This is a genomic window from Kordia periserrulae (assembly GCF_003054265.1).
Lineage (GTDB): Bacteria > Bacteroidota > Bacteroidia > Flavobacteriales > Flavobacteriaceae > Kordia > Kordia periserrulae.
Window position 1 is genome coordinate 361,127 of sequence record NZ_QBKT01000003.1, and the last position, 26,142, is coordinate 387,268.

Sequence of the window (26,142 nt, forward strand, 5' to 3'; positions counted from 1 at the left end):
ATTTATAATCTATTAATGCTTAATCAATTTTATATCAAACAATTACGCTATATATTCACTTCATTCGTGATCTTTTCTTTTCAAGTTTCACTATTTGCCCAAAACCTAGATTCCCTATTCATCGCACTCGATGCTAAAATGGAGAAACGCGAACTATTCGACAAACAAAAAGAAGTACGCATTCAACAATTACTGGAAAAAGCAACGCAAACTTCCGATTTAGAAAAAAAATACCTACTTCATGATGAAGTCATTGACGAATATCAATTTTACAGTTTCAACAAAGCATTAAATTATATTGAACAAAATATTGAAATTGCCGAAACGCTCAACAACAGTTTGTTTCTCAACAAAAGTAAGCTGCTTTTGAGTATGTTGCTTATTGATTCTGGACGCTATAAAGAATCGATTGACGCGCTCAACGAAATCAAAAGAGATTCGCTGCCAACACAATTACTCAACGACTATTATATTGCGTACAAAGAAGGATATTCCGGACTTTCCTTCAACACAACTGTCAAAAGTAGCAAAGCTTTGTATTCGCAATTGTACGATGCTTACCAAGATTCCTTATATAATCGGTTAGATCCGAATTCGGAAGAATTATTGCGACTCAAGGAAAAGAATTTACGTGATAATCGCAAGTTAGACGATGCCTTAAAAATCAATTCCCAACGATTGGAAGCTGTAAAAATGGGTGTCAGAGGTTTTTCATTAATCACTTTTGAACGCTCGCTGTTATACGAATTAATGAACGACAAGGAAAAGCAAAAACAATACTTAATACTTTCCGCAATATCAGACATTGAAGCGTCTGTAAAAGACAATGCTTCTATGGGAACGCTGGCTAAAATTATGTTTGAAGAAGGCGATATCGATCGCGCACACAGGTATGTAAACTTTTCCTTTGATGATGCCGAATTCTACAATTCGCAACTTCGTTTTGTAAACATTGCAAACAGTTTGCCTATGATTTCCAAGGCGTATGAAGAACGTAGCGAAAAGCAAAAAGAAAAACTACAACAATCGCTCATCTTTATAAGCATCTTAGCAGGATTTTTACTCATAGCTATCTACATTGTATTTCAACAAGTTAAAAAAGTATCAGAAGCGCGCAACAAACTCAAAACTGCCAATGAAAAATTGCAAGAATTCAATGAAAAACTCAACGCTTCTAATGAAGATTTAACACGATTATACCAAGAACTTTCAGAATCGGATAAAGTCAAAGAGCAATATATTGGAACGTTTCTAAATCTCTATTCTGAATACATTACGAAATTGGATACCTACCGAAAATTGGTGCGTAAATATGTAAACACTAATCAAATGAAGTCGTTACTAGAACTCTCCAAATCCAAACAATTCATAGAAGAAGAACTAGAAATCTTCAACAAAAACTTCGATGGTTCATTTCTTCATATCTATCCTGACTTTGTAAAGTACGTCAACGAGTTGCTCAAACCAGACGCGCAAATCATCCTAAAAAATGACAAAAAATTAAATACAGAGCTTCGTATTTTAGCACTCATTAAACTGGGAATTACAAGCAGCTCACGAATTGCAAAAATACTGCGCTACTCCGTCAATACCATATACAACTATCGCGCAAGCATTAAAAGTTCTGCAAAAAACAAAGACACTTTTGAGGATATGATAAAAAATATCCAATAAAATTTAAATTTTCTCTTTTTCAAGCTTCTTAATTTACTATTTGAAGAAAATTCACGACGTTTTTAGGAAAATAAACGCTATCAAAATCCACTTATTTGTTTTGTTAAAATGGTTTTAAGTTGCTTATAAACAATTATTTATAAATTTATAAGCTCTTTAAGAATCCACTTTTAAAAACACACTTGTTCAAAAAGCCTGCGTTTCGAAGTAAATTGCTACAACGTTTTCGAAAACTCAAAAACGAAGCAATTCACAAAAGAAAAATGATTATACAACCACTAAAACGCATCGCAATTTTTTCCATATTATTAGTATATGGAATCTGCGCAACCGCACAAAACAAAATATCAGGAACAGTAACCGACACAAGCGGCGTACCAATTCCAGGAGTTTCCGTCATTATTGAAGGAACAAGTAAGGGTGACAGTACTGATTTTGATGGAAAATATGACATCACTTATAACTTTACTGAAAATACAGTGATAGTGTTTAGCTATGTTGGACTCAAAACAAAGAAAATCACGTTTAACGGACAAACAGAAATCAATGTTCAACTAGAAGATGACCTCAATGCATTGGATGAAGTTGTGGTTGTTGGATATGGTTCGCAGCTCAAAAAAGACATCACAGGTTCGGTGGCAATTATTGACGGAGAAGCATTTGAATCACGTCCCAATACACAAGTTGGCGCACTAATTCAAGGACAATCCGCAGGTGTGCAAGTATTGTCAAGTTCAGGAAAACCTTCAGAAGGATTCAGCATCCGAATTCGTGGAACCAATTCCATCAACGCAGGAAGCGAACCTTTATATGTTGTGGATGGAGTTCCTACAACGGATACACGATCTATCAATCCAAGCGATATCGACACTATTACTGTATTAAAAGATGCGTCGTCTACAGCAATCTACGGAGCGCAAGGTGCCAATGGCGTTGTAATTATTACAACGAAACGTGGAACCACGGAAAAGCCAAAAATCAGTTTGGACATGTACACAGGTTTCTCGCAAGTCTGGAATACTCTGGAAGTTTTGAACGGGGAACAATATCGAGACTTAATGACCGAATTGGGATTAAGTACCGATTGGGACAGTTTTACCGCACGAACCGATTGGCAAGATGAAATATTTCAAAACGGTTTCTCCCAAAACTATCAAATATCCGTTTCTGGTAAATCCAATAATACCAACTACTTTGTATCGGCAGGATATATTTCGCAAGAAGGCGCGGTAAGAAGTGCAGAATTAGACAGAACCAACTTCAAAATAAACTTAGATCAAGACATCAATGATTGGTTGAAAATCGGTTCAAGAATTGCCTACACACGCTACCGAGACGTGGATGTAAACGATAATAACAATGTAAATCAAGGTGGTGTTTTGCTCGGAGCCTTAACAACACCTTCTATCATCGGTGTATTTAATGAAGATGGAATGTTTGCTAGCAATCCTTTCCAAAACTGGGAAAATCCATTGGCAAGTACAGACGGACTCGACCGTGAGTTTAATAGTCAGCGTTTTTTGGGAAATCTCTATGCAGAAGCAAAATTCTTAAAAAATTTCAAATACAAAATCAATTATGGAATTGACAACAGCAACGGTATTTTTGACTCGTTTCTAGATGCTTCTCGAACAGGTTTTGGGGTAGCAATTGGCGGACAAGCTATTAACAACACTAACAAAAACTCCTATTTCATTTTAGAAAATACAATAAGCTATACCAACGTATTCGGAAAGCATTCTTTAGAAGCGTTGGTGGGTTCTGTAAATCAAAAATTTCTCTTTGAAAACAGCTCTATCCAAACTAGAAACTTTGCAAGCGCTGCGGTGACGACACCAAACGGCGGTTCAGAATTATTCAATGCTACGGCATTCAAATCAGAACGTGCCAATTCTTCTTTTCTAAGTAGAATCAATTACAATTACGATGATACATATTTGTTAACCGTGAATTTTCGTGCGGACGGTTCCAGTGCTTTTGGACCTAACAAACGTTGGGGATATTTTCCATCGTTCTCACTGGGTTGGCGAATCTCCAAAGAAAAATTTATTCCTGAAGAATCTATCATTAGTGACTTAAAACTAAGAGCAGGCTGGGGAATTGTAGGGAACGACCAAATAGCAAACTACGCGTATTTAGGGAGAGTAGGAAATGGTGCCAACTATCCATTTGGAGGTGTTGTGCAACCTGGAACCTTTCCTGCGTCTATCGAAAACTTAGAACTCAAATGGGAAGAATCCGAGCAAATGAACGTCGGAATTGACCTTTCGTTGTTTGATAACAGAATTAGCCTTACTGCGGACGCATACATCAAAAATACGCGTGATTTGCTACTTAACGCACCGCTACCAACCGCAACAGGTTTTGACAGCGCCATCCAAAACATTGGTGAACTGAGAAATAAAGGACTCGAATTTGCGGTGAACAGTATCAATATTCAAAAAGAAAATCTGTCATGGAGAACGAGTTTCAACATCTCTTTCAACGAAAATGAAGTCATCGATTTGGTGGGGCAGGAAATTCTGCAAGGTGGTATTGCAGGCGGAAGAGGCGAGGCGAGTATTGTGCGCGAAGGTGAACCCTTAGGTTCGTTGTACGGATATATCTTTGGTGGCGTTGATCCAGCAACAGGAAATGCGTTTTACATTGATAGAAACGGAAATTCAACCTTTACGCCAAGTCCAGACGACAGAACCATTATTGGTGATGCCAATCCCGATTTTTTCTATGGAATCACAAACACCATCAATTACAAAGGATTTGGATTATTCATCTTTTTGCAAGGTTCGCAAGGAAATGATTTACTCAACGCTACACGTATAGAAACCGAAGGTATGATTGATCCTAAAAATCAGTCAACAGCTGTATTAAACCGTTGGCGTCAACCTGGTGATATCACGAATATTCCACGTGCAAGTTTCGGAAATAGCGACAATTCCAGAGTCTCTACACGATTTATTGAAGATGCGTCATATCTGCGATTCAAGGCAATCACGCTAAGTTACAACGTGCCTTCTCGATTTTTAGAAAAATTACACATTAGCAGTTTGAAACTCTACGCTACGGGCGAAAATATCTTTACGATTACCGAGTATTCGGGATTTGATCCAGAAGTAAACGCTTTCGGCGGAAGCAACACGGTTCGAGGAATTGACTTCGGAACCTACCCACAAACCAGAAACCTAATCTTCGGACTCAATGTTCAATTTTAAAAAGCTTTGTTATGAAAATCTATAAAAACATATTCATTCTCTTGATCGGAATCATCACGATTTCCTGTAACGATTTCCTAGAATTAGATCCGATATCAGAAGAAACGAGTGGAAATGCCTACGAATCTGCAAGTCAAATAGAAGCAGCCTTAGTAGGTGCGTACGAGTCGTTTCAATCCTCCGAGTACTATGTGTGGGACAACATTCTCTTTCAAGATGTACGATCAGACAATGCGTATGCAGGTGGCGACAATCCAGAAATATTTCAAATCGACTTTTTAGACATCGCGCCAACGCATTCACGCTTATTCACACATTGGTCCAACATTTACAATGCAATCTCAAAAGCCAATTTGGTATTAGAACGTGTAGATGGAATCAACGATCCATTACTCACAGAAGAACGCCGAAATCAAATCAAAGGCGAAGCGTACTTTTTACGTTCGTATCACTATTTTACTTTGGTAAAATTGTGGGGCGGCGTTCCACTAATTCTAAACACAATCACCTCAACCGATAGTGAAAGTGTCAACATTCCACGTGCAACGGCAACAGAAATTTACACACAAATTACCTCCGATTTAGAACTCGCAGCAACATTATTGCCAGATGTGTACGGAAATGATGCCAGCATTAACAAAGCTAGAGCAACTTCGGGAGCAGCACATGCCTTAGCAGCAAAAGCGTATGCACAACAACCTATGCCAGATTACAACGCGGTTTTGTCACACATTGAAGCGGTAGAAAATAGTACGGCAAACTATCAACTAATTGCATACCCACAACTTTTTGATGGCAACAATTACAACAATGCAGAATCAATTCTAGAAGTACAATATTTAGGAGGAAACGAAGGAAACTTTGGTCCGCAACTCTTATTGCCGCCTTCCATCAGTGGAGATACGTGGCGAAAATTTGTCACGCCTTCGGTAGATTTGGTCAATGCGTTTGATGCAGAAGGTGATGTCATCAGAAAAAACACGGCAATTCTCTTCGAATCTGTGCAATGGGTAGATGAATACTGGGGAAATGCGCAAGGAAGTGCGATTCCTTTTAGTTACAAATGGAAAAATGCCAACGGTTTTGCAAGCGCAGACAATACATACCTTTTACGCTACGGCGACATTGTGTTGTTGAAAGCAGAAGCGTACAATGAATTGAATCAACTTGGAAATGCAGTAACAGAAGTCAACCGAATTCGCAATCGTGCAGGTTTGCCTGATTTGACGATGGCACAAAGCAATTCGCAACAAGTATTGCGAGAAACGATCTTAAAAGAACGCCGATTGGAACTCTTTCAAGAAGGACAACGTTGGGACGATTTGGCACGCTACAATCAATTAGTCAGCACCATGAACAATCTCAACGAAATAGATTTACGCAACGGAAGTCCTGTGAATTACAATATGACAGAAGCAAAAAAACTATTACCAATTCCACAGCAGGAACTCGATAGAAATCCTGCGCTAGTTCAAAATCCACTATAATCTAAAAAAATGAACAAATGAAAAAGAAGTATGTACAAATCATTACGTTATTTGTAATCGCGCTTGTCGGTTTGATTTCTTGTCAGAAGGAAGAAAATCTGCAACCAGAAGGTGAGTGGACGTTAAGTGCGCCAGTAATTACCGCGCCAACCGAAACAACTTCCATTATTTTGGATGAAACAACACCAAACGAAACCATCACATTTACTTGGGACGCTGCGGAATCATCTGCAGGCTATGCTGTCACCTATGAAGTGATGATTGATACCTTAGGAACCACAGATTTTAGCACGCCAATTTTAGCAACAGCTTCGTCCAATAACGGAACGGAAACATCAGTTTCGATTACGTATGAAGCGATCAATGAAGCGTTGGCGTATGGAGGATATCCAGCAAACTCAGAAGCAACTATATCTTTTGCTGTAAAAGCGAACAGTTTAAGCAAAAGTAGCATCGCAACTGGCGATATGAGTGTCACACGGTTTGAAAATGAAATCGTTCCGACGAAGCTTTACATTTCTGGAACAGCAACCGAAAATAACAACAATCTGGCGGAAGCCATTGTCATGAGACGACTCACCGACACAAACGGATTGAATGCAAACATTCATGAAGTTTACACAAGTTTAATTGGCGGCGAAACGTATAAATTTTACAGTGAGCGCAGTTTACCAGCATTGGTATACGGTGGAAGTGAAGGAAACTTAGAACTCTTTGGTGATGGAATCGTAGCAGAAAATGACGGACAATACAGAATCCGAATCAATTTAGATACCAATACGTACGAACTCTTACAAATCAACTATTGGGGAATGGTTGGATCGCCTGTACAGGGCGGTTGGGGCGGAGATGAACCGTTGCAATACCAAGGAAACGGAATCTGGCAGGCCTCTATCAATCTTGAAAATACGGGTGGATTTGTCTTTAGAGCGAATGGTGACTGGGCGTATTTGCTAAAACGTGTCGTAGGAACGCCAAATACATTAGTATTGGAAAACGATGCAACCAATCAAGGACTTTCTATTGAAGATATTCCAAACGATCTTACAGGATTGTACATTGTCACCTTAGACCTTTCGGCAGAAAATTATTCTTATTCGTTTGAAGAAGACAATACAGTCATATATCCGATTGCAACGCCAAGTCAATTATTTCTTTTTGAAAATGGTACAATGATTTATGAATTTTCTAAAGATGGTGATGTGTTCAGTTCTAACGAATTCATTCCAATGCAAGCAAGCAATTCATATACGCTTAACAGTGCCATGGACGGTTCTGGAGTTTCATATTCCGTAAATGCAAATCTTGCAGAAACCGTAAATGCTGACGGCGATCGTGTTTCGGACGACTTGACCTTGTTTGAAAACAGTAATACGTTTACAGTATCAAATGATCGTGCGCTGCGTTTCAGTATTGACTTTAGTGTGCCACAACTCAATTGGACATTCTATAACTTTAAGCTATTTCATTGGCAAATTTGGGATGATCGCGTAGAAACACAAATGAACTATTCGCATCCAAACACGTATACCATTACTGTGGATTTAACGGCAGGATACGACAGTAAATTTATAAGTCCGTGGGATTTTGATTTAGGAAGTGACAATCCAAGCGCACTTTCAGGAAATTTAATAAATGGAGGTGGTTCCAATTTGGTAAATATAACCACTGACGGAACTTATACAGTAACCATCATACTAGCCAACGATTACCAAACAGGAACCTACGAATTTGCTCCCTAAACGCTATAAAATTTGAAAATGAACATACAAAACATACAAACCATGAAATTTTTGTTACTAGCAATGTTATGTTGCTTGAATTCTGCATGCAGCGATGATGAAATGCCTGTATACAATCCGCCTGCACAAGCGGAAGTGAACGTAGATTTCTATCTTACAACGCCAGACCAATCTAGCTTAATTACGTTACAGCAAAGCAATGTATTTCCGTTAGTGACCAACAACAATCCAACAATTAGTATAAACGAAAACGAAACTTTCCAAGAAATGGATGGTTTTGGATTTACGCTCACGGGCGGAAGTGCACAACTCATTAATAACATGTCGTCAGGTGCGAGAAGCAGTTTGTTAAACGAATTGTTTGGTAATGGAGAAGATGATGTAGCCACTTCGTATTTGCGTATCAGTATTGGCGCTTCTGATTTGGATGCGACGGTTTTTAGTTACAACGACTTATCATCAGGTCAAACCGATGTGAATTTGGACAACTTTAGTATCAATCCAGATCAAGCGAATTTAATTCCAGTGTTACAAGAAATTTTAGCCATCAATCCCAACATAAAAATTCTCGCTACGCCTTGGTCCGCACCTTCGTGGATGAAAACCAATCAAAGTTCAGTTGGTGGAGAATTACGCACAGAATATTACGGAACCTATGCAAATTACTTCGTAAAATATATTGAAGCCATGCAAGCAGAAGGAATTACTATTGATGCGATAACGGTACAAAACGAACCCGAAAATCCATTCAACAATCCAAGCATGGTCATGTCTGCAGCACAACAAATAGATTTTATTGGAAATCATTTAGGTCCAGCGTTTGCTTCGGCAAATATTAGCACAAAAATTATTGCCTTTGATCACAATCCAGACAATACCAATTATCCAATTGCTGTTTTGAACAACGCAACTGCAAACAGTTTTATTGACGGTTCTGCTTTTCATTTATACGCGGGACAAATCAACAATTTGAGTTTGGTGCACAACGCGCATCCTGATAAAAATATCTACTTCACCGAACAATGGATTGAAGCGCCAGGAAATTTTCAAGAAGACATTCGTTGGCATTTTAGAGAACTCATGATTGGAGCGCCGCGAAATTGGAGTAAAAACGTATTGGAATGGAATTTAGCCGCAAACCCAAACAACGGACCGTTTACAGATGGAGGTTGTACAAATTGCTTAGGAGCGATTACGATTGACGGAAATAATATTACTCGAAATTCAGCCTATTACATTGTAGCGCAAGTTGCCAAATTTGTTCCTGTCGGTTCCGTTCGAATTGGTTCAAATTATTTAACAGATTTGCCAAATGTTGCTTACAAAACCCCGAATGGAAATGTAGTTGTCCTTGTATTAAACAATACGGACACACAGAAAAATTTCAATATAAACGTACAATCAGAACCTATAACTACCATTCTGCCAGCTGGCTCCGTAGGAACCTATGTTTGGTAATAAAACACAATAAACATGAACATAAAATATATCATCCCAGTCGTAGCAGGATTGCTATTGGCCTCATGTACTACTGTCGAAACGAAACCAAAGAAAAATACTGATTTGTTAGCAGAAAATGTTGAAAAAGAAGTGTTTAATTTGAAAAAAGCAACTGTATATACAACGGCGGAAAACACAAATCTACGTTTGACCAACGAAGTTGATAAAACGTTTTCAAAAGCAGCGCAACCGTTGGAAACTGAAGTTGCTGTGTTTGTAAATCCACACAAAAAATTTCAAGAATTTTTAGGAATTGGTGGCGCTATTACGGATGCTTCCGCAGAAGTGTTCTCTAAACTTTCTGCTGATAAACAAGAGGAATTACTCAACGCATATTATTCTGAAAATGGCATCAATTACAACATCATTCGCACAAGTATTCACAGTAGTGATTTTGGTTTGGGAAGCTACACGTATATTGAAGAAGGCGACGAAAAACTAGAAACTTTTTCCATCACAAAAGACAAAGAAAAACGCATTCCAATGATTAAACGTGCCACAAAAATGATTGCTGATGATTTGGTGTTTTATGCGAGTCCGTGGAGTCCGCCTGCATTTATGAAAACCAATAAACACATGTTGCGCGGCGGAAAATTATTACCAGAATATTACCAAACTTGGGCAGATTATTTTGTGAAATTTATCAAAGCATACGAAGCAGAAGGCATTCCTGTTTGGGGCGTAACCATTCAAAATGAACCGATGGCGACACAACGGTGGGAATCGTGTATTTATTCGGCGGAAGAAGAGCGTGATTTCTTAAAAAATAATCTTGGTCCAACCTTTGAGAAAAATGGATTGAGCGATAAAAAAATAGTAGTTTGGGATCATAATCGTGACCTAATTTCGCACAGAGCTAATACTATTTTTGAAGATGCAGAAGCTGCGAAATACGCTTGGGGAATTGGGTTTCATTGGTACGAAACTTGGACTGGTGGCGATGCCAAATATGAAAACTTAGGAAACATAAACACGTCCTTTCCAACGAAGAATTTGTTGTTTACCGAAGGTTGTCAGGAAAAATTTGATGAAAAAGCCTACCAACGTTGGTCGAATGCAGAACGTTACGGAAACTCCATGATCAATGATTTCAATCATGGAACGGTTGGTTGGACAGACTGGAATATTTTGTTGGATCATACTGGTGGACCGAATCATGTGCAAAATTTCTGCTTTGCGCCGATTCACGCAGATACGAGAACCAACGAGTTAATTTATACACCTTCGTACTATTATATCGGTCACTTTTCAAAATTTATCAAGCCGAACGCAAAACGCATTAGTACTACTACGAGCAGAAGCACGTTGGAAAGTACCTCCTTTCAAAACCCAGATGGAAGCATCGTAACTGTTGTGATGAACTCAACCGATGAAACCATTGGTTACAAACTGTTGGTAGCACATAAAGAAGTACAACTTTCCATCGCGCCACACGCGATTCAATCTATAATTTATTAATCTTAAATTTTTTTGATATGAAAAAAAACTACATAACTATTTTACTAACGTTGGTCATCATTTTTGCGTGTTGTACGATTGCTTCCGCACAAATTATCGCAGACGGAACGTATAAGATTTTCAATACCGTAAATACGGAAGTCATGAGTGTAAACACTATTCCGCAAGGCAATCCAGGAAATCCAGACAACTTAATCATAGGAAGAGCACGCATGGCATCACAAGATGCAAACGACGATTTGCAACTTTGGACATTCACGCATCAAGGAAATGATATTTACACGATTCAGAATGTGGGCGATAACACTTACTTAGGTGTTAAAGATGGTTGGTGTGGTGTTTTTGGTGATGTTCAAGTGGGTTTTGCCGATACGAGCGATTGGATATTTTTTAAAGTTTCTGCCACAGGAATTACAAACAAATATACCTTAGAAATTGCCTTTGACGCTGCTTGTAATTTTGGTTCGACTAATGTTCCTGTAAAAGCATTTGATATTGACGGCGGAAATTCAGAAGCGAAAATTCAAACATTTGATGTTGATGGAATGAATCAGAATCAGCAGTTTGAAATTGTGACTCCCGCAAGTTTGAGTATTGATGAAGTTGCCAAAAATGATGTTAAAGTTATTTATAATCCACAAGAACGCAGTGCAGTATTGACACAGGCAAACGCTGTTAATGCAGCGACTACGGTTACAATTATTGATGTGAGTGGAAGACAAGTTCGTTCCCCAAAAAAAGTGCATTCCCAAGAACTACAGATAGATTTCAACGGATTAACCAACGGATTGTATTTCATTCAAATAGAAAATCAAAACAAACGACAGATTCAAAAAGTACTTGTTTTTTAGAGTTGCTTCTATAATTAGGGATTAGGCATTTGGTACTTGGCATTAGGAGTCAAGAATCAAGAATTAAACATTAAAATTCAACCATCAATAACCATTAGCCAAAAGCTAAAGGCTAGGAGCAAACACCCAAAACCAAACACCTAAAACCTAAAACCTAAAACCCAATCAAATAAACCACCAAAAACCAAAAAATTATGAAAACTAAAAATTATGTACCAAGAATAAGACTCGCTTTGATTGTCTTTTGTTTCGCGACAAGCATAGCGTTTGCACAATTATTAACCGTTTCCAATACTGGAGGTAAAATACTCAAGGACGGAAATCCCATTACATTACGAGGCGTTAATTTTGGAAACTGGCTCTTGTGGGAAGGTTACATGATGAATTTAGACAAAGAAGGTATCAAATCGCATTCACAAATTAGAGCAGGATTGAAAGATTTGCTGGGAAATAGCGAAACAAAAATTTCAAACTTTGAAAACAATTGGCGATATAATTATATTACAAATTCGGATTTTGCCAAAGTGAAAGAACTTGGTTTCAACGTAATTCGCATTCCATTTCATTATAATATGTTTTGGGATGATGCTACGGGAACTACTAAAAACGACGGATTTACTTGGTTAGATCTTGCGTTGACATGGGCAAAAAACAACAATGTGTACGTCATTTTTTGCATGCATGCCGCGCCTGGATATCAAAATCCAGATCATCATTCTGACAATCCAGGAACGAGCGTAAATTTTTGGAAAAGTGATTGGAGTAATGTAAATATTGCCAAAGAAGTATGGAAACATGTAGCAGGAAGATATGCTAACAGGTCAGGAAACGAATGGTTGGCAGGATACGATTTGCTAAATGAACCTGTGTTAGATAATAATAAACATCGTTTGATGCAAGCGTACAAAGAAATGACTTCCTTTATTCGTCAAGTAGATACACGACATTTGGTTTTTGCAGAAGGAAACTATTATGGAAGTGATTTTTATGATATGTTGGAGCGTTGGGATAGTAAATTGGTGTTTTCAAATCATTACTACGGACCACAAGGAGAAAGTAATCCCAATCCTAGTCTAAACACGATTAGAAATCAAGCATTAGGGTTAAATATTCCGTTGTTTACGGGCGAATTTGGAGAAAATACCGAGACTTGGGTAAAAGCTGCACGAACCGATTACGATTCTCAAAATGTGAATTGGGCATTTTGGGCATGGAAACGAGAAAACACTGCAAGATCTATATATTCATATTCAAGTCCAGCGCGATGGCGAAATAAAATTGCACCGTATTTACGTGGCGATTCTAACAATAGACCTTCAGTGAGTGAAACCGAAACTACGCTCAATCGATTGATAGGTCGCATACGACTTTCGAATTCAACATTTCGAAGTTCGCTGCACAGTTTGTTAATTCCGCCAAAACCAATTGGTTCATATATATGGTTGCGAAATAATGGAAAATATGTTTCTTCCAATAACGGTTCAGGTCCTATAACAGCGAATAGAACTAGTATTGGCGGTTGGGAAAAATTTCAGGTAATCAGTTCGGGCGACAATAAAATCGCTTTACGCGGAAATAACAATCGATATGTAAACTCGCAAAACGGACTTTCTGAAATGACTTGTAACAGTGTGAATGCTTCGGGTTGGGAATCTTTTGAATGGATTGAAATCGATGGAAAAGTCGCATTAAAAGGCTTCAATGGAAAATTTGTAAGCTCGGAAGGTGGATCGTCTAGTGGAATGAATTGTAATAGAGAAACTGCTTCAGGTTGGGAAGTTTTTGACTGGAATACAACGAGTGCGCCACGCACAGCAACAAATGATTTGGGACTCATTACGCCAGCAAATGAAGAAGTCATCAGAACCGATTTCTCAATTTATCCAAATCCTACTGCTGATGTACTTCATTTTGAATTTAAAGAAAAAAGTAATCAATATTCGGTTGCTATTTATAATTCAATTGGAGTAGAAGTATTATCGCAAACTATAGAAAAGAATCATATTGACATTCGAAAACTCACTGCGGGAAGTTATGTAATACATATCAAAGATGAATTTGGTCAATCCTATAGTAAATTATTCATCAAAAAATAAAAACCATTCATAACAATGATACAATGATACTTTTTAAGGAATTTGTTTTTAGGTGTATTAAAGCAAATTTCTTAAAAAGTATCAATTTTGTTTTTTAGTTTTCAACTTGAAAACAAAATATCGAATCAACCAACACCATGATTAGCATACTCTCCTTTATAGTATTTACAGCTTTTTTTGTTTTTGAAGGCTTGTACGTATTCTTAAAAGTGACTTAAAAAATACCCTAGTCAAGGTATACTCTTACACAAACATTCCTTTTAATTTTAGTGAAAAATAAAACGCTCTATGATAATTTGAACCCAATGCATACTATGAGACAAAACCATAGTTCCTGTCTTTCGACTTAGCTCAAGATAAACCAATACGGGAATCTAATGTTAAAATCCTTGGAAAGTGTTGATTTTATTGAGCTTGTAAAAAGTACGGGTTTTAGAAGTACTTGGCATTTGACGTTGGGGACGAGCGGAAGAAATAAGTCTTGTAGAACTATTGAGCGAGTAGCCAGCTTGCCGCGCGAGAAATTGAAGTTGAAACTGAACTTGAATTTGACAACTTTCAAAAGATTCCCAAGTTCGATTAATAATCATATTTTAAAGGTTCAAAAGCAAATTTTGAACCTGAATAGAGTAGCGTTGTTTCTACATAGTAGGGTTATTATGTTTATGTCTTGAAATGTATATCATCATTTAAAAAATGAAGGAAATTGCGTGATATCAATATCCCATAACAAAGGCAAAATGAAGTAAACAAATAGTGTTATAATTATAATGGATATAATATTTAGAACGATTCCTTTTTTTACCATATCTATAATTTTTAAATAACCAGATCCAAATACCACGGCGTTGGGCGGTGTGGCTACAGGTAACATAAATGCACACGATGCAGCAACGGCAGCACCAATCATGAGTGCAAAAGGATGAACGTCAATGGAAAGTGCCATTGGAGCCAATACAGGCAATAGCATGGCTGTTGTTGCTAGGTTGGATGTGATTTCAGTTAGAAAGTTTACAGAAGCTACTAATAAAATGATGATAACAGCTAGTGGAAATATAGAAAAAGAAGTCATTTGATTGCCCAACCAAACAGCAAGACCACTGGTGTCAAACCCTTTCGCAATTGCCATACCACCACCAAAGAGCAAGATAATTCCCCAAGGCATTTTTACAGCTTCTGACCAATTAATGATTTTATCTTTTCTGCCATTTATTTCTTTTTTTGAAGGAATCATGAAGAGTATCACAGAAAAGGTAATGGCAATGATAGTATCATCTAGATTTGGAAGTATTTTTTGCAAAAGAAATGACCTTGTAATCCAACAAAAAGCAGTAAGCCCGAAGATTAATGCAATTATTTTTTCCTCATAGGATATTTTCCCTAGATTTTTAATTTGTCGTAGAATTTCTTTTTTTCCTCCAGGAAATTCTTTCTGCTTAAATGTAAAAGCGTATTTGGTTAAGTATTTCCAACAAATAAAAAGTAGAATCAAAGAAATTGGGAGTCCGAATATGAACCATTGCATAAACGTTATTTCATAACCATACATATCATTTATAACCCCAGCCAAAACTAAATTTGGAGGCGTTCCAATAAGGGTAGCAATTCCACCAATGGAAGCACTGTACGCAATGGCTAACATGAGGGCTTTTCCGAAAATAGTATTTTCATTTTCAATCGTATCGGGGTTGTCTTTGAGTTGTTGAATAATAGCGATTCCGATAGGAAGCATCATAACGGAAGTTGCCGTATTTGAAATCCACATAGAAAGAAAACTCGTAGCAATCATGAACCCTAAAATTATTTTTGTCACATTGGTGCCGATGACTTTGATGATATTTAGGGCAATGCGTTTGTGTAAATTCCATTTTTCAATAGCTATCGCAATAATAAATCCTCCCATGTATAAGAAAATGTACTTATGACCAAATGATCCTGTTGTTGCAGAGAGATTGAGTGCCCCAGTAAGTGGAAATAAAATAATAGGTAATAAAGCTGTCACTGCAATTGGAATTGCTTCAGTAATCCACCAAATAGCAATCCATAAGGTAGCGGCTAATATGGAAACTCCTTCTGGAGATAAGTCCTTTGGTTTAAAAAAAGTTAATACTAAAGCGAACACTATCGGACCTAATAGGAGACCAGTGAGTTTTGTAGTTTTCATATTATAGGTTTAGCAAATATTGTATAATAAGTATGGTGATCATAGAGATAGGAATGCCAAATCCAGGCATTAGTAATGCTAACTTGGGGCGCAAATCAAATTCCGCAGCAATAATAGCGATGGTATTCATAGAGCCAATTCCAGCACCAAGAATACAAATTTTTACAATGTCGTTGTTCAAATCATTCAGAAAATAAAAAATAAAAAACAGCAATGCAGGAGCTAAGATGAGTTTGTAAAAAAGTCCTAAATACAAATGTTTCCTTTCGTTATGTAAGTTTCTAAAAACAATTTGATATCCCACAGAAAACAACGCTAACATACTAAAAGGTTTTGATAATTGAGTTAAAATTTCTTTGACAAATACAGGGTGTTCATAGCGTGACACATTTAGCAAAATAGCAATTAAAAGCGCAATGAAAGGCGGAAATATGAGCAAATTTCGAATTATTTTTTTTAGTCGAAAACCTTCGTTTTTAAAATAAATACCTGTAATGATTCCAATAGAGTTACAAACAATAAAAGTACCTCCAAGACTAAGTATAATACCATAACTGAGTCCTTTTGCTCCGTAAAATAGCTCAAAAATAGGAAATCCAACAAAGGAAATACTTCCAATTCCAGCAGTCATAATTAACGCGCCTCGAGTTTTATGATCTATGGGTGTTATTTTGTGCGCTACATAGAAAAATAGCATTGCTCCAAAATAGATAATCCACGGAGTCGCAATGAGCCATAAATGCTGACTGTTTATATTGATTTCTGGAACGTGTAAGAGTGTCAATATTGGGATAAAGACGTAAATTAAAAGTCTATTCAGACTCATATGAAAATTTTGAGCGAGTAGTTTTGATTTTTTAATCAATACGCCCAATAAAATCACAATAATGATATAACTATAATTTTCCATACGAGTATAAAAACAGAGGTCAATATTGACCTCTGCTTTTTTAGTCAAATAAACTAATTAAAAAAAACATGATGAGTCCTTTACATCACAACCTGTTTTTATTGAGGTTTTTTATAGGCTGATATTCATTCCCATAAAATAATATGCTCCGTTGAACCCAAATTGGTTTGAATTACGTGAATACGGAATTTGACCATTGGCATAGGAGCTTGCTTGACCTACAAATCCGTCAGCTGTGTTATTGTACTTATCTGGATACACATCAAAAATGTTGTTGGCTCCAAATGTTATTTTATATTTTGGATTGAACTTATAGCTAATGCTAAAATCTGTAATCGCTTTTGCAGAAAATATTTGCACATTATTTGCACCTGCACCAGCGACAACATTGGAATCGTCTAATGATAATCCTGCACTTGAAGCTCTTACTTCACCAAAATTTGTAACTCTTGTCATAAAATCAAATTTTCCAATATTGTAGGTAGCTGAGAGTAATAATTTATTTCTAGGTTGTGACACTTCTATAAGTTCAGTAGCTACAGCTCCTAATAATTTAGTGTCTTGAAATTCTGGAGCAGCTCCTTCTAATATTTGATCTGGCGTGTCTTTTTGACTTCGTACTTCGGTCTTATTGAGGGTAAAAGCCAAACTTAGATTTAACTTACTCTCATTCGCAAAAGTCTTTTTATAAGTAGTAACAATATCCAAACCTGTAGTTCGCGTACTGATATGATTTGTGAAGAAACGAATTTCTCTCGCTTCAGGGAACAGTGTGGCTACATTAGGGAAATTTGCTGTTCTGAGTCGTTCCGAAATCACGATACGATCATCAATATCAATTTGAAAAGCATCTACAGTAAAAAGTAGATTTCCGTCTAAAAGTTTTGCGGTAAAACCTATGTTGTAATTATTTGAAATTTCAGCTTCTGGATCTTCAATTCCGAGTTGTGCCAATCTTGGATCATCACTCGATACTTGTTTGGTGATAAATATTTGTCCGTTTTGTACAGTAGACGTATTTACCCTGTTTCCAATTTGTGCAACAGAAGGCGCTCTAAAACCTCTGTTATACGATCCTCTCACTGCTAATTTTTCAGATAATTTATAACGCGCAGCTAATTTCCCTGAAAGATTGCTTCCAAAGTCACTATAATTCTCATAACGCAATGCAGCAGTTAAGAGGAATTTTTCTGAAAAGTCTTTCTCTGCATCTGCATAAACTGCAAAATTAGATCGTTTTAAATCATTTTCATCCACATCTGCAATTCCTGGTCGCGCACTAGAACCTACATCTTTTCCGATAGAAGCTAAAGGTCCTACCTCATACGATTCTGGTGAACCAGAATGAAGAATAAAATTATCACTTCTTAACTGTGTTCCAAAAGCTAAGCTTAACGTTTCACTTACTTGCTTAGAAATATTAAATTCTCCAATCGTTTGTTTGAATTCATATCGACCAACTTTAAATTCTGTAGGAGAAGCTGCTCCAAGAGAAGGGTTAACAGTGTTATTTGCCCATAAATCCAAGTAGTTTCTACCATAACCATAACTTAAGTCATATTTCCATCCTGTTTCGGTTTTACGATTCACACCTACAACGGTTGATACGTCAAATGAAGTTCCCGGCAACACAGGAACATATCCGTCTGGGAAAATGGACAGCGAAGCTCTACTGTATCGGGAAGGATTTCTGAAGAATCCGTAAGCGAAAATATCTTTACGTGAAACACCTCCAAAACTATAGAGGCTCCATTCATCACTAATAGGGAAAGCACTGTTGTAAAATGCCTGATAGGTATTATTTTCATTCGCGCCATAATTTCCAACCACAAAATCTTCTTGCGGATACACATTTCTATCGGCTCTAGGATTTTCCGTCGCATATGGCCAAACTTGATCTACATCTTGTACCCACGGTCCATTAGGATCATTAAATTCTTCAAAAGTAGGGTAGATACGTCCTGTATACGGATCAGATCTATTGGTGCCTTCAAATCGGAATGTTTCTAAGGTAAAATTGAAAAAACTATCTTCTTTTCCTAAACCAAAACCATAATTAAAGCTGTGTTTAAAAGTAGCTCCATCGCCTTCTTTATGAATACCCGCAGTTCCGTTGTATGTCAGTTCTCCTGTAGAATTATTTAACGATAAATTGATAATACCTGCAATTGCATCCGATCCGTACTGTGCTGCGGCACCATCTCTTAATACTTCTACACGTTTGATAGCGCCTGTTGGGATAGAGTTTAAATCGGTAACAATTGTTCCAAGTCCTGGTGCTACATTCAGGTTTAAGGTCGAAAATTGATGCCGTCTTTTTCCATTAATCAACACCAATGCTTGGTCAGGCGACATTCCTTTTAAAGTTGCAGGATCTGCATAGTTTGTAGTTCCGTTGACTCCATATTTGGCAGAATTGAATGACGGTGAGGTAAATTGAATTTGCTGTCCTAAATCCGTTTGTCCAGTCGAAGCAAGGTCTCGAGCTTCTAGTACATCTACTGGAACAGCTCTGTCTACATCCACTCTTGCTTTACCGCGAGATCCTACCAGCAATACTGCGTCTAAAGCTGCGGTATCATCTTCTAATACAATTTCGATACTTTCTTTACCTTCTATATTAACTTCTTTGGTAACGTAGCCTACAAAGGAAATTACAAGGATATTTTGATCGTCGGGAACAGTGATTGTAAACTCTCCATCAAAGTTAGCTTGAGCACCTATGGTGGTTCCTTTGACGACGACATTAGCGCCACTTAAGGGAATTCCTTTGCTGTCTTTTACAATTCCATTAATGACTCTTTCCGGTTTTTTAATTTCTTTTGAAGAATTTTCTGAAGGCTTCTTTTTAGTAATTACAATTTGTTTGTTGAAAATTTTATATTCAAAATTTGCAAGCTTAGCTAATGTTGCCAACACCGTTTGCAAATTACTTTTACGAACTTTGATGTCTACTTTTTTAGTTTCGTCAATTTCGTTCAAATCATAAAAGAAAGAATAGCCTGTTTGCGCTTTAATTTCATTAAAGACAGTTTTAATAGGAGTGTTTTGATAATTTAAAATGATTTCATTTTGCGAAAACAAACTTTTTGAATGTAGTTGACAAAAGGTAAAAATCAGCAAAAAGAAGCTTACTCTCATTTTTAGATTATTAAACTTTAGGAGATTATTAACCCAATAACCACCTATTGTTAAAGGTTTTTTCATAATTTTGATTGTTTTTAGTCATTAATATTTATGTATTGATGATCTATTCTAATGAGGGAATGTTGCAGCATTCCCTTTTTTTATAGAATAAATACATCTAGTTATTGCCAGAAGTTAATCTGGGAAAAAATCACGGATCTGAAATAGTAATTGTTTCATTTGTTTTTGTGTATTTAAATGGTTTGCTCAGAGAGATTGTATATAAAATATCTTCAATAGTGTCGTTATAGCTAAATTCTCCTTTGTAATTACCGCTTTCATTTTCAATAGAAGATGCATTCACAATTTTGACATCAAATTTTCGTTCGAGTCTTTTCAATATTTCTGAAAATGTGTAGTTGTCAATAATCAACACATTGTCCATCCAGCTTGTATAAATCTTGGTATTGACTTTTTTAGTATGTAGTGTTTTGCCTTTTTTATCAAAAACAGCTTGATGACTTGGAGTAAGTATAGTTGTATTTGTGTTGTCTTTTTCAGCAATAGCTATCGAACCTTCTACCAAAGTAGTGGTTAACTTGTTTTCATTATCATAAGAGGAAACATTGAACTGTGTACCTAATACTTCTACCTGTATTTCGTTACTGTTGACAATAAAAGGTTTGTTCTTGTCGCTTTCTACATCAAAAAAAGCTTCTCCTTTCAAGAACACCGTTCTATGATCTTTTTCTGCATTAAAATTTTGAGGGAATCTAAACTCGGTTCCAGCATTCAGCCACACCTTTGATCCGTCTGATAAATTCAATTGTAACGTTCTCCCTCTGGGAATGGTAATGGTATTGTATACCAATTCCAGTACTTTTGAATCTTCTGTGAAATTTAGGGTAGTTCCATCTCCACTCGCAACAATATTACCATGCTTATCTTTAATAGCTTCTTTTGTGCTTTCTTTCAGCGTTTTTTGGGTTCCGTCAGCCAATGTAATGATTATTTCATTTTTAGTCGCATCATTGAGCGAGTCTACTTGTTCTTTCACCACTACAGTGGTTTCCTCATCTTTCATATTAGTAAATACTAGGTAAGAAACCGATATAAGAATCAAAACCGCTGCCGCATATTTATAAAACATTTTAATGGAAAAACGTTCTCGTTGTTGAATCTTTTGAATAAGTTGAGCATACGATTTTTCCGTGTCAAAACTTTTGGTAGTAGCAGATTCAATTTCTTGAAGTTCATCTTTAAACCATACTAAATTTTCCTCTTTTTCTAAAACCCAAGATTCCAATGCTGCTTTCTCTTCAGCTGTAATCGTGTTGTTGACTAATTTTTTTAGTAACTTTCTTTTTTCAATCATTTAAAGTAACGTGTAATAGTTGTTTTTATATATAAGATGAGGAAAACATAAAAAACCCTTGCTTTTTTTTAATATTTCTTAATTTATTAATAAGTTTACCATTAATATGACAACTGAGGAGATTGTAAATAGCTTGAAAACAGGAAGTCAAGAAACGTATAAGTTGGTATATTTCAACCATCACGAGTGGCTTTGTAATTATATCTACAAGTTGAGTCATGACTATTACTTATCGGAAGATATTGTACAAGAAGTTTTTTTAAGAATTTGGCTTAATAGAGAATCGTTACATATAAAAAGCTCCATTAAAAGCTATCTTTTCAGATCGTGTCACAATGAATATTTACAGTACTTACGGAAGCAGAAAGTTAAAACCGATTTCTTAGAAAAATTGCGAGTGGAAACTATTTTTGAAATGTATGACAATGAAGATTTTCAAAAAGAATATGCCAATAAACTTGAAAGTGTACTCAAATTATTGCCTCCGAAATGCAAAGAAGTTTTTATACAGGCAAAACTTGACAAAAAGAAATATAAAGACATCGCTGAAGATTTGAATATTTCTGTCAAAACTGTAGAAGGTCACATGACAAAAGCATTAAAAATTATAAAAACACAAACTTCAGTTGCTCCCTTTTTAATACTACTTTTAGATATTTTTTAATAAGCACTAGCCAAGAAGCGATTCCCACTTTTGAAATCGTTAATTTTTAGCAATTCTTTTAATCCTACATCATTTCGTAGAATCTCTTTTTACCAAACTAGTTTCAAGTTCTATAATTTTTGGTACAATAGGTTTCTTTTTCTTTTTGGCTTTCAATTCTTTAAATAACTGCTTAAACGCCATTTTTCCCATTTCAAAACCTGGTTGGTCAATCGTTGTCAGCGAAGGTGTAATTGCCGAAGACATAAACCAATTGCTAAATCCTACAATAGAAATATCTTCAGGGATTTTGACTCCATTTCTATTAAATTCTGTAATCGCACCAATGGCAACCAAATCGGTATTTACAAAAATTCCGTCCACATCAGGATGTTCTCTAAGAATTTTTTGCGCAAACATTTCCCCAACTTCAAAGGTCATATTGTCAAAAATATACACCAACGAAGGATCATAGCTCATTCCGTTGTCTTCCAAGGCTTTTTTATACCCCAAAAACCGATCAATAGAATTTTGTGGCAACAGCGGCCCGCGAAAATGCGCGATGCGTTTACAGCCTGTATCAATTAAATGTTGTGTAGCATTATAAGCAGCTTTTCGGTCATCAATAATCACTTTTGAACAATTGACAAGTTTCGCAATCTTATCAAACATCACCAACGGTTTACCTTGTTCAATCACATCGTTCAAATGTTTAAAATCGGCAGTGCCATTCGCCAAAGAAATCAAAATTCCGTCTACGCGTTTACTCATCAACAAATCTATTTGCTTCTTTTCCAATTCGTATGATTCGTTGGATTGCAGAATAATGACCAAATAGCCTTTCTTTTCAGCTTGACTGATAATCCCTTTAATCACGCTCGAAAAAAAATGATGCACAATCTCAGGAATAATCAATCCGATCGTATTAGAAGTTTCCATACGTAAATTAACCGCAAACGCATTCGGTTTGTAATTTAGCGTTTGCGCCAATTCCTTCACCAGCGCTTTGGTTTTTTTACTCACATCTGGATAATCTTTCAATGCTTTAGAAACAGTAGTGACCGAAATTCCTAAATGCTCGGCAATATCTTTTAAAGTAGCTGGCTTCATAAAAACGAACGTAATTTTCTAATTTAAAAAAGTGCAAAATACAAAATCGAAAACGTTTTCGGTAAAATCGAAAACGTTTTCGATGAAAAAAATGCAAAATCATATACCAAGAAATATAAATTAGCTAAAAATTAATCCAAAAACTATTAATACTACAATGAAAAACTATACGAACTTAAAGAGACTTTGTACATGGTTGCTTTTTTTAACAGCAGCAATGTCATTTGCTCAAACCAAGGTTTCAGGTACTGTTAATGACCAAAAAGGAATGCCAATTCCTGGTGTAAATGTGGTACTGGAAGGTACAACAAAAGGAGCAGTAACCGATTTTGATGGAAAATTTTCTATCGATAATGTAGAAGATGGAACGTATACATTAAAAGCATCTTCTATTGGATATGCAAACTACACACAATCTATTACGGCAGCAGGAAGTGATGTTGTTTTAAAAATTACCTTGGCAGAAGATACAGAATCGCTAGACCAAGTAATTATTACAGGAGTTGTAAATCCGCGCTCAAAAATAGAATCGAGTATTTCGGTAACGAGCATGCAGCCTGCAACGATTAAGCAATCAGCACCGAGAACAACAGCGGAAATCTTTAGAACCATTCCAGGAATTCGTTCAGAATCTTCGGGTGGAGAAGGTAACGCAAACATTGCAGTACGTGGTGTGCCAATTTCTTCAGGTGGATCAAAATATGTGCAACTGCAAGAAGATGGTTTGCCAGTATTGTTATTTGGTGACATTGCTTTTGGAACAGCAGATATTTTTACACGATTTGATTACAATGTAAAACGCATTGAAGCCATTCGTGGAGGTTCGGCATCTACCTTAACATCTAACGGTCCGGGTGGTATTATCAACATCATTAGCAAAACTGGAAAAAATGAAGGCGGCGCTATCGGAACTACGTTTGGTGTGGATTTCAATTCGTTCAGAACAGATTTTGATTACGGATCTAAAATAGGTGACGGATTGTATTTTCATACGGGAGGATTTTACCGTGCAGGTGAAGGAATCAGAGAAACAGGATTTACGGCAAACAATGGAGGACAACTAAAACTAAGCTTAACAAAAGAGTTTGAAAGTGGTTCGGTTCGTGTATATGCAAAATACCTAAACGATAGAGCAGCAGCGTATTTGCCAATGCCAATTCAGGTAACGGGAACCAACAGCGATCCAGATTGGAGCGATGCACCAAATTTTGACGCAACAAGAGGTTCACTTCATAGTGCAAATTTGACACAAACTTTAGGCTTAGGAGCTGATGGACAACGTCGTCGCGGCGATGTAACCAATGGAATGAATCCAATATCAACTTCAGTAGGAATTCAAGCAAACTTTAACTTGGGAGACGATTGGAAAGTTAGCAATAACGGACGTTTTTCATCCAATCGTGGTGCGTTTGTATCACCATTTCCAGCGGAAGTAGCTTCAGCATCTGCTATTGCAGATTCTTTCGGAACAGGTTCTACCTTACAATTTACAGACGGATCTGCCGTAGCAGGAAGCAGTCTAGTAGCCAGAGTACACATGTTTGATGTGGAATTAGATAACTTTAACAACTTTATGAACGATTTAAAACTTTCAAAATCGTTTGACAATGTTGACGTGACAGTTGGATACTTTAAATCGATTCAAGATATTTCAATGTCATGGTTGTGGAATTCATATCTGCAAGAAGTAAACGACGACAATGCACGCTTAATCAATGTATTTGATGCAACTGGTGGCGCATTGAGCGAAAATGGATTGTACGCGTACGGTGTTCCTTTTTGGGGAAATTGCTGTCAGCGTAACTATGATACGCAATACAATGTATCGGCACCTTATATGAATGTAACGCTTGAAGCTAACGAAAACTTTACCATTGATGCGAGTTTGCGTTACGACAAAGGACGCGTTTCAGGTTCGTTTACCAACAGCGTACAAACAGTATTTGACGTAAATAATGACGGAGTGATTTCAGCACCAGAACAAAGTGTTTCAACTATTGATAATGCAAATCCAACAGCAGTTGATTATGATTATGACTATGTTTCGTACTCATTAGGTTTAAACTATAAATTAAACGATGCACAAGCCATTTTCGGACGTTACAGTCGCGGTGCTTCTGCCAAAGCAGATCGTATCTTATTCTCTGGATTGGATTACTTAAACGGCGATCGTATCAACGCATTAGACTTTATCAATCAGGCAGAAATAGGGTATAAGCGTGGTTTTGAAAACGGAGCGATTTACGCAACGGCATTTTACGCAAAAACAGAAGAAGAAGGTGGATTTGAAGCATCCACCAACAGCATCATCGAAAATGATTACAAATCGTTAGGTATTGAAGTAGAAGGTTTCTACAGATTTAATGATTTTAGCTTACGCGGAGCTGTAACGTGGACAGATGCAGAAGTTGATTCAGGAGTTAACGAAGGAAACACACCAAGAAGACAACCAGATTTCATCTATAACCTCATTCCAGCATACGATTTTGGAAAAGAACGTCAAAATTCGGTAGGATTGAGCTTCATCGGACAATCAAAAGCATATGCACAAGACAACAACGAATTGGTAATGCCTGGATTCTTAATCGTAAACAGTTTCATCAACGTAGGCATTACAAAATCGTTAAACGTAAACCTAGCGGCAAATAACATTTTTGATTCTTTAGGAATTACAGAATCAGAAGAAGGTAGTATTGTAGAAGGACAAACAAACATTGTAAGAGCAAGACCGCTTCCAGGAAGATCTATCTCTCTTACATTACAATACCAGTTTTAATTATTTATTTGAATACCA

General features: G+C 36.7%; 15 protein-coding genes. 10 read left to right on the plus strand and 5 right to left on the minus strand.

Annotated features, from left to right (window positions below):
- Nucleotides 1–138: 138 nt before the first annotated feature.
- The 8 genes from C8N46_RS08515 to C8N46_RS08550 all read left to right on the plus strand — a co-directional run bounded on the left by C8N46_RS08515 (nt 139) and on the right by C8N46_RS08550 (nt 14,020).
- Nucleotides 139–1,674: a DUF6377 domain-containing protein gene (locus C8N46_RS08515; RefSeq protein WP_158269109.1), complete on the plus strand. Its 1,536-nt coding sequence runs from the start codon at nt 139–141 to the stop codon at nt 1,672–1,674.
- A gap of 263 nt (nt 1,675–1,937) precedes the next feature.
- Complete coding sequence (locus C8N46_RS08520; protein ID WP_108114600.1) at nt 1,938–4,886, plus strand: SusC/RagA family TonB-linked outer membrane protein; 2,949 nt, start codon at nt 1,938–1,940, stop codon at nt 4,884–4,886.
- Between the two features lie 11 nt (nt 4,887–4,897).
- A complete protein-coding gene (locus C8N46_RS08525) occupies nt 4,898–6,373 on the plus strand; it encodes a RagB/SusD family nutrient uptake outer membrane protein (RefSeq protein ID WP_108114456.1) in 1,476 nt (491 codons plus the stop codon).
- Between the two features lie 17 nt (nt 6,374–6,390).
- Nucleotides 6,391–8,115: a SusE domain-containing protein gene (locus C8N46_RS08530; RefSeq protein ID WP_108114457.1), complete on the plus strand. Its 1,725-nt coding sequence runs from the start codon at nt 6,391–6,393 to the stop codon at nt 8,113–8,115.
- A 42-nt stretch (nt 8,116–8,157) separates the two neighbouring features.
- Entirely contained in the window at nt 8,158–9,573 is a 1,416-nt protein-coding gene (locus C8N46_RS08535) for a glycoside hydrolase family 30 protein (RefSeq protein ID WP_245896766.1), read from the plus strand.
- A 15-nt stretch (nt 9,574–9,588) separates the two neighbouring features.
- Complete coding sequence (locus tag C8N46_RS08540) at nt 9,589–11,073, plus strand: glycoside hydrolase family 30 protein (RefSeq protein ID WP_108114459.1); 1,485 nt, start codon at nt 9,589–9,591, stop codon at nt 11,071–11,073.
- Nucleotides 11,074–11,090: 17 nt separating this feature from the next.
- Nucleotides 11,091–11,924, plus strand: coding sequence for a T9SS type A sorting domain-containing protein (locus tag C8N46_RS08545; RefSeq protein ID WP_108114460.1), 834 nt, complete (start codon nt 11,091–11,093; stop codon nt 11,922–11,924).
- Between the two features lie 194 nt (nt 11,925–12,118).
- On the plus strand, nt 12,119–14,020 hold the full coding sequence (locus tag C8N46_RS08550; protein ID WP_108114461.1) for a cellulase family glycosylhydrolase: 1,902 nt from the start codon (nt 12,119–12,121) through the stop codon (nt 14,018–14,020).
- 685 nt (nt 14,021–14,705) lie between these two features.
- Here the strand turns inward: C8N46_RS08550 and C8N46_RS08560 are convergent.
- From C8N46_RS08560 to C8N46_RS08575, 4 genes are all read right to left on the minus strand, one after another.
- Nucleotides 14,706–16,184 (minus strand): SLC13 family permease, encoded by a 1,479-nt coding sequence (locus C8N46_RS08560; RefSeq protein ID WP_108114463.1) that lies wholly within the window; start codon nt 16,182–16,184, stop codon nt 14,706–14,708.
- 1 nt (nt 16,185) lies between these two features.
- The gene (locus C8N46_RS08565; RefSeq protein ID WP_108114464.1) at nt 16,186–17,094 is read right to left on the minus strand and encodes an AEC family transporter; all 909 of its coding nucleotides are present in this window, start codon (nt 17,092–17,094) and stop codon (nt 16,186–16,188) included.
- Between the two features lie 111 nt (nt 17,095–17,205).
- Nucleotides 17,206–20,178 carry a TonB-dependent receptor gene (locus C8N46_RS08570; RefSeq protein WP_158269111.1) on the minus strand — a complete coding sequence of 991 codons (2,973 nt, stop codon included), beginning with the start codon at nt 20,176–20,178 and terminating at the stop codon, nt 17,206–17,208.
- A 253-nt stretch (nt 20,179–20,431) separates the two neighbouring features.
- Nucleotides 20,432–21,595 (minus strand): FecR family protein, encoded by a 1,164-nt coding sequence (locus C8N46_RS08575; protein ID WP_108114466.1) that lies wholly within the window; start codon nt 21,593–21,595, stop codon nt 20,432–20,434.
- 106 nt (nt 21,596–21,701) lie between these two features.
- Between C8N46_RS08575 and C8N46_RS08580 the strand changes: the two genes are divergently transcribed.
- Nucleotides 21,702–22,259, plus strand: a complete 558-nt coding sequence (locus tag C8N46_RS08580) for an RNA polymerase sigma factor (RefSeq protein WP_108114467.1) — start codon at nt 21,702–21,704, stop codon at nt 22,257–22,259.
- 69 nt (nt 22,260–22,328) lie between these two features.
- Here C8N46_RS08580 and C8N46_RS08585 read toward each other — a convergent pair whose 3' ends face one another.
- Nucleotides 22,329–23,348 carry a LacI family DNA-binding transcriptional regulator gene (locus C8N46_RS08585; protein ID WP_108114468.1) on the minus strand — a complete coding sequence of 340 codons (1,020 nt, stop codon included), beginning with the start codon at nt 23,346–23,348 and terminating at the stop codon, nt 22,329–22,331.
- Between the two features lie 157 nt (nt 23,349–23,505).
- Between C8N46_RS08585 and C8N46_RS08590 the strand changes: the two genes are divergently transcribed.
- Nucleotides 23,506–26,124: a TonB-dependent receptor gene (locus C8N46_RS08590; protein WP_108114469.1), complete on the plus strand. Its 2,619-nt coding sequence runs from the start codon at nt 23,506–23,508 to the stop codon at nt 26,122–26,124.
- The last annotated feature ends 18 nt before the right edge of the window (nt 26,125–26,142 follow it).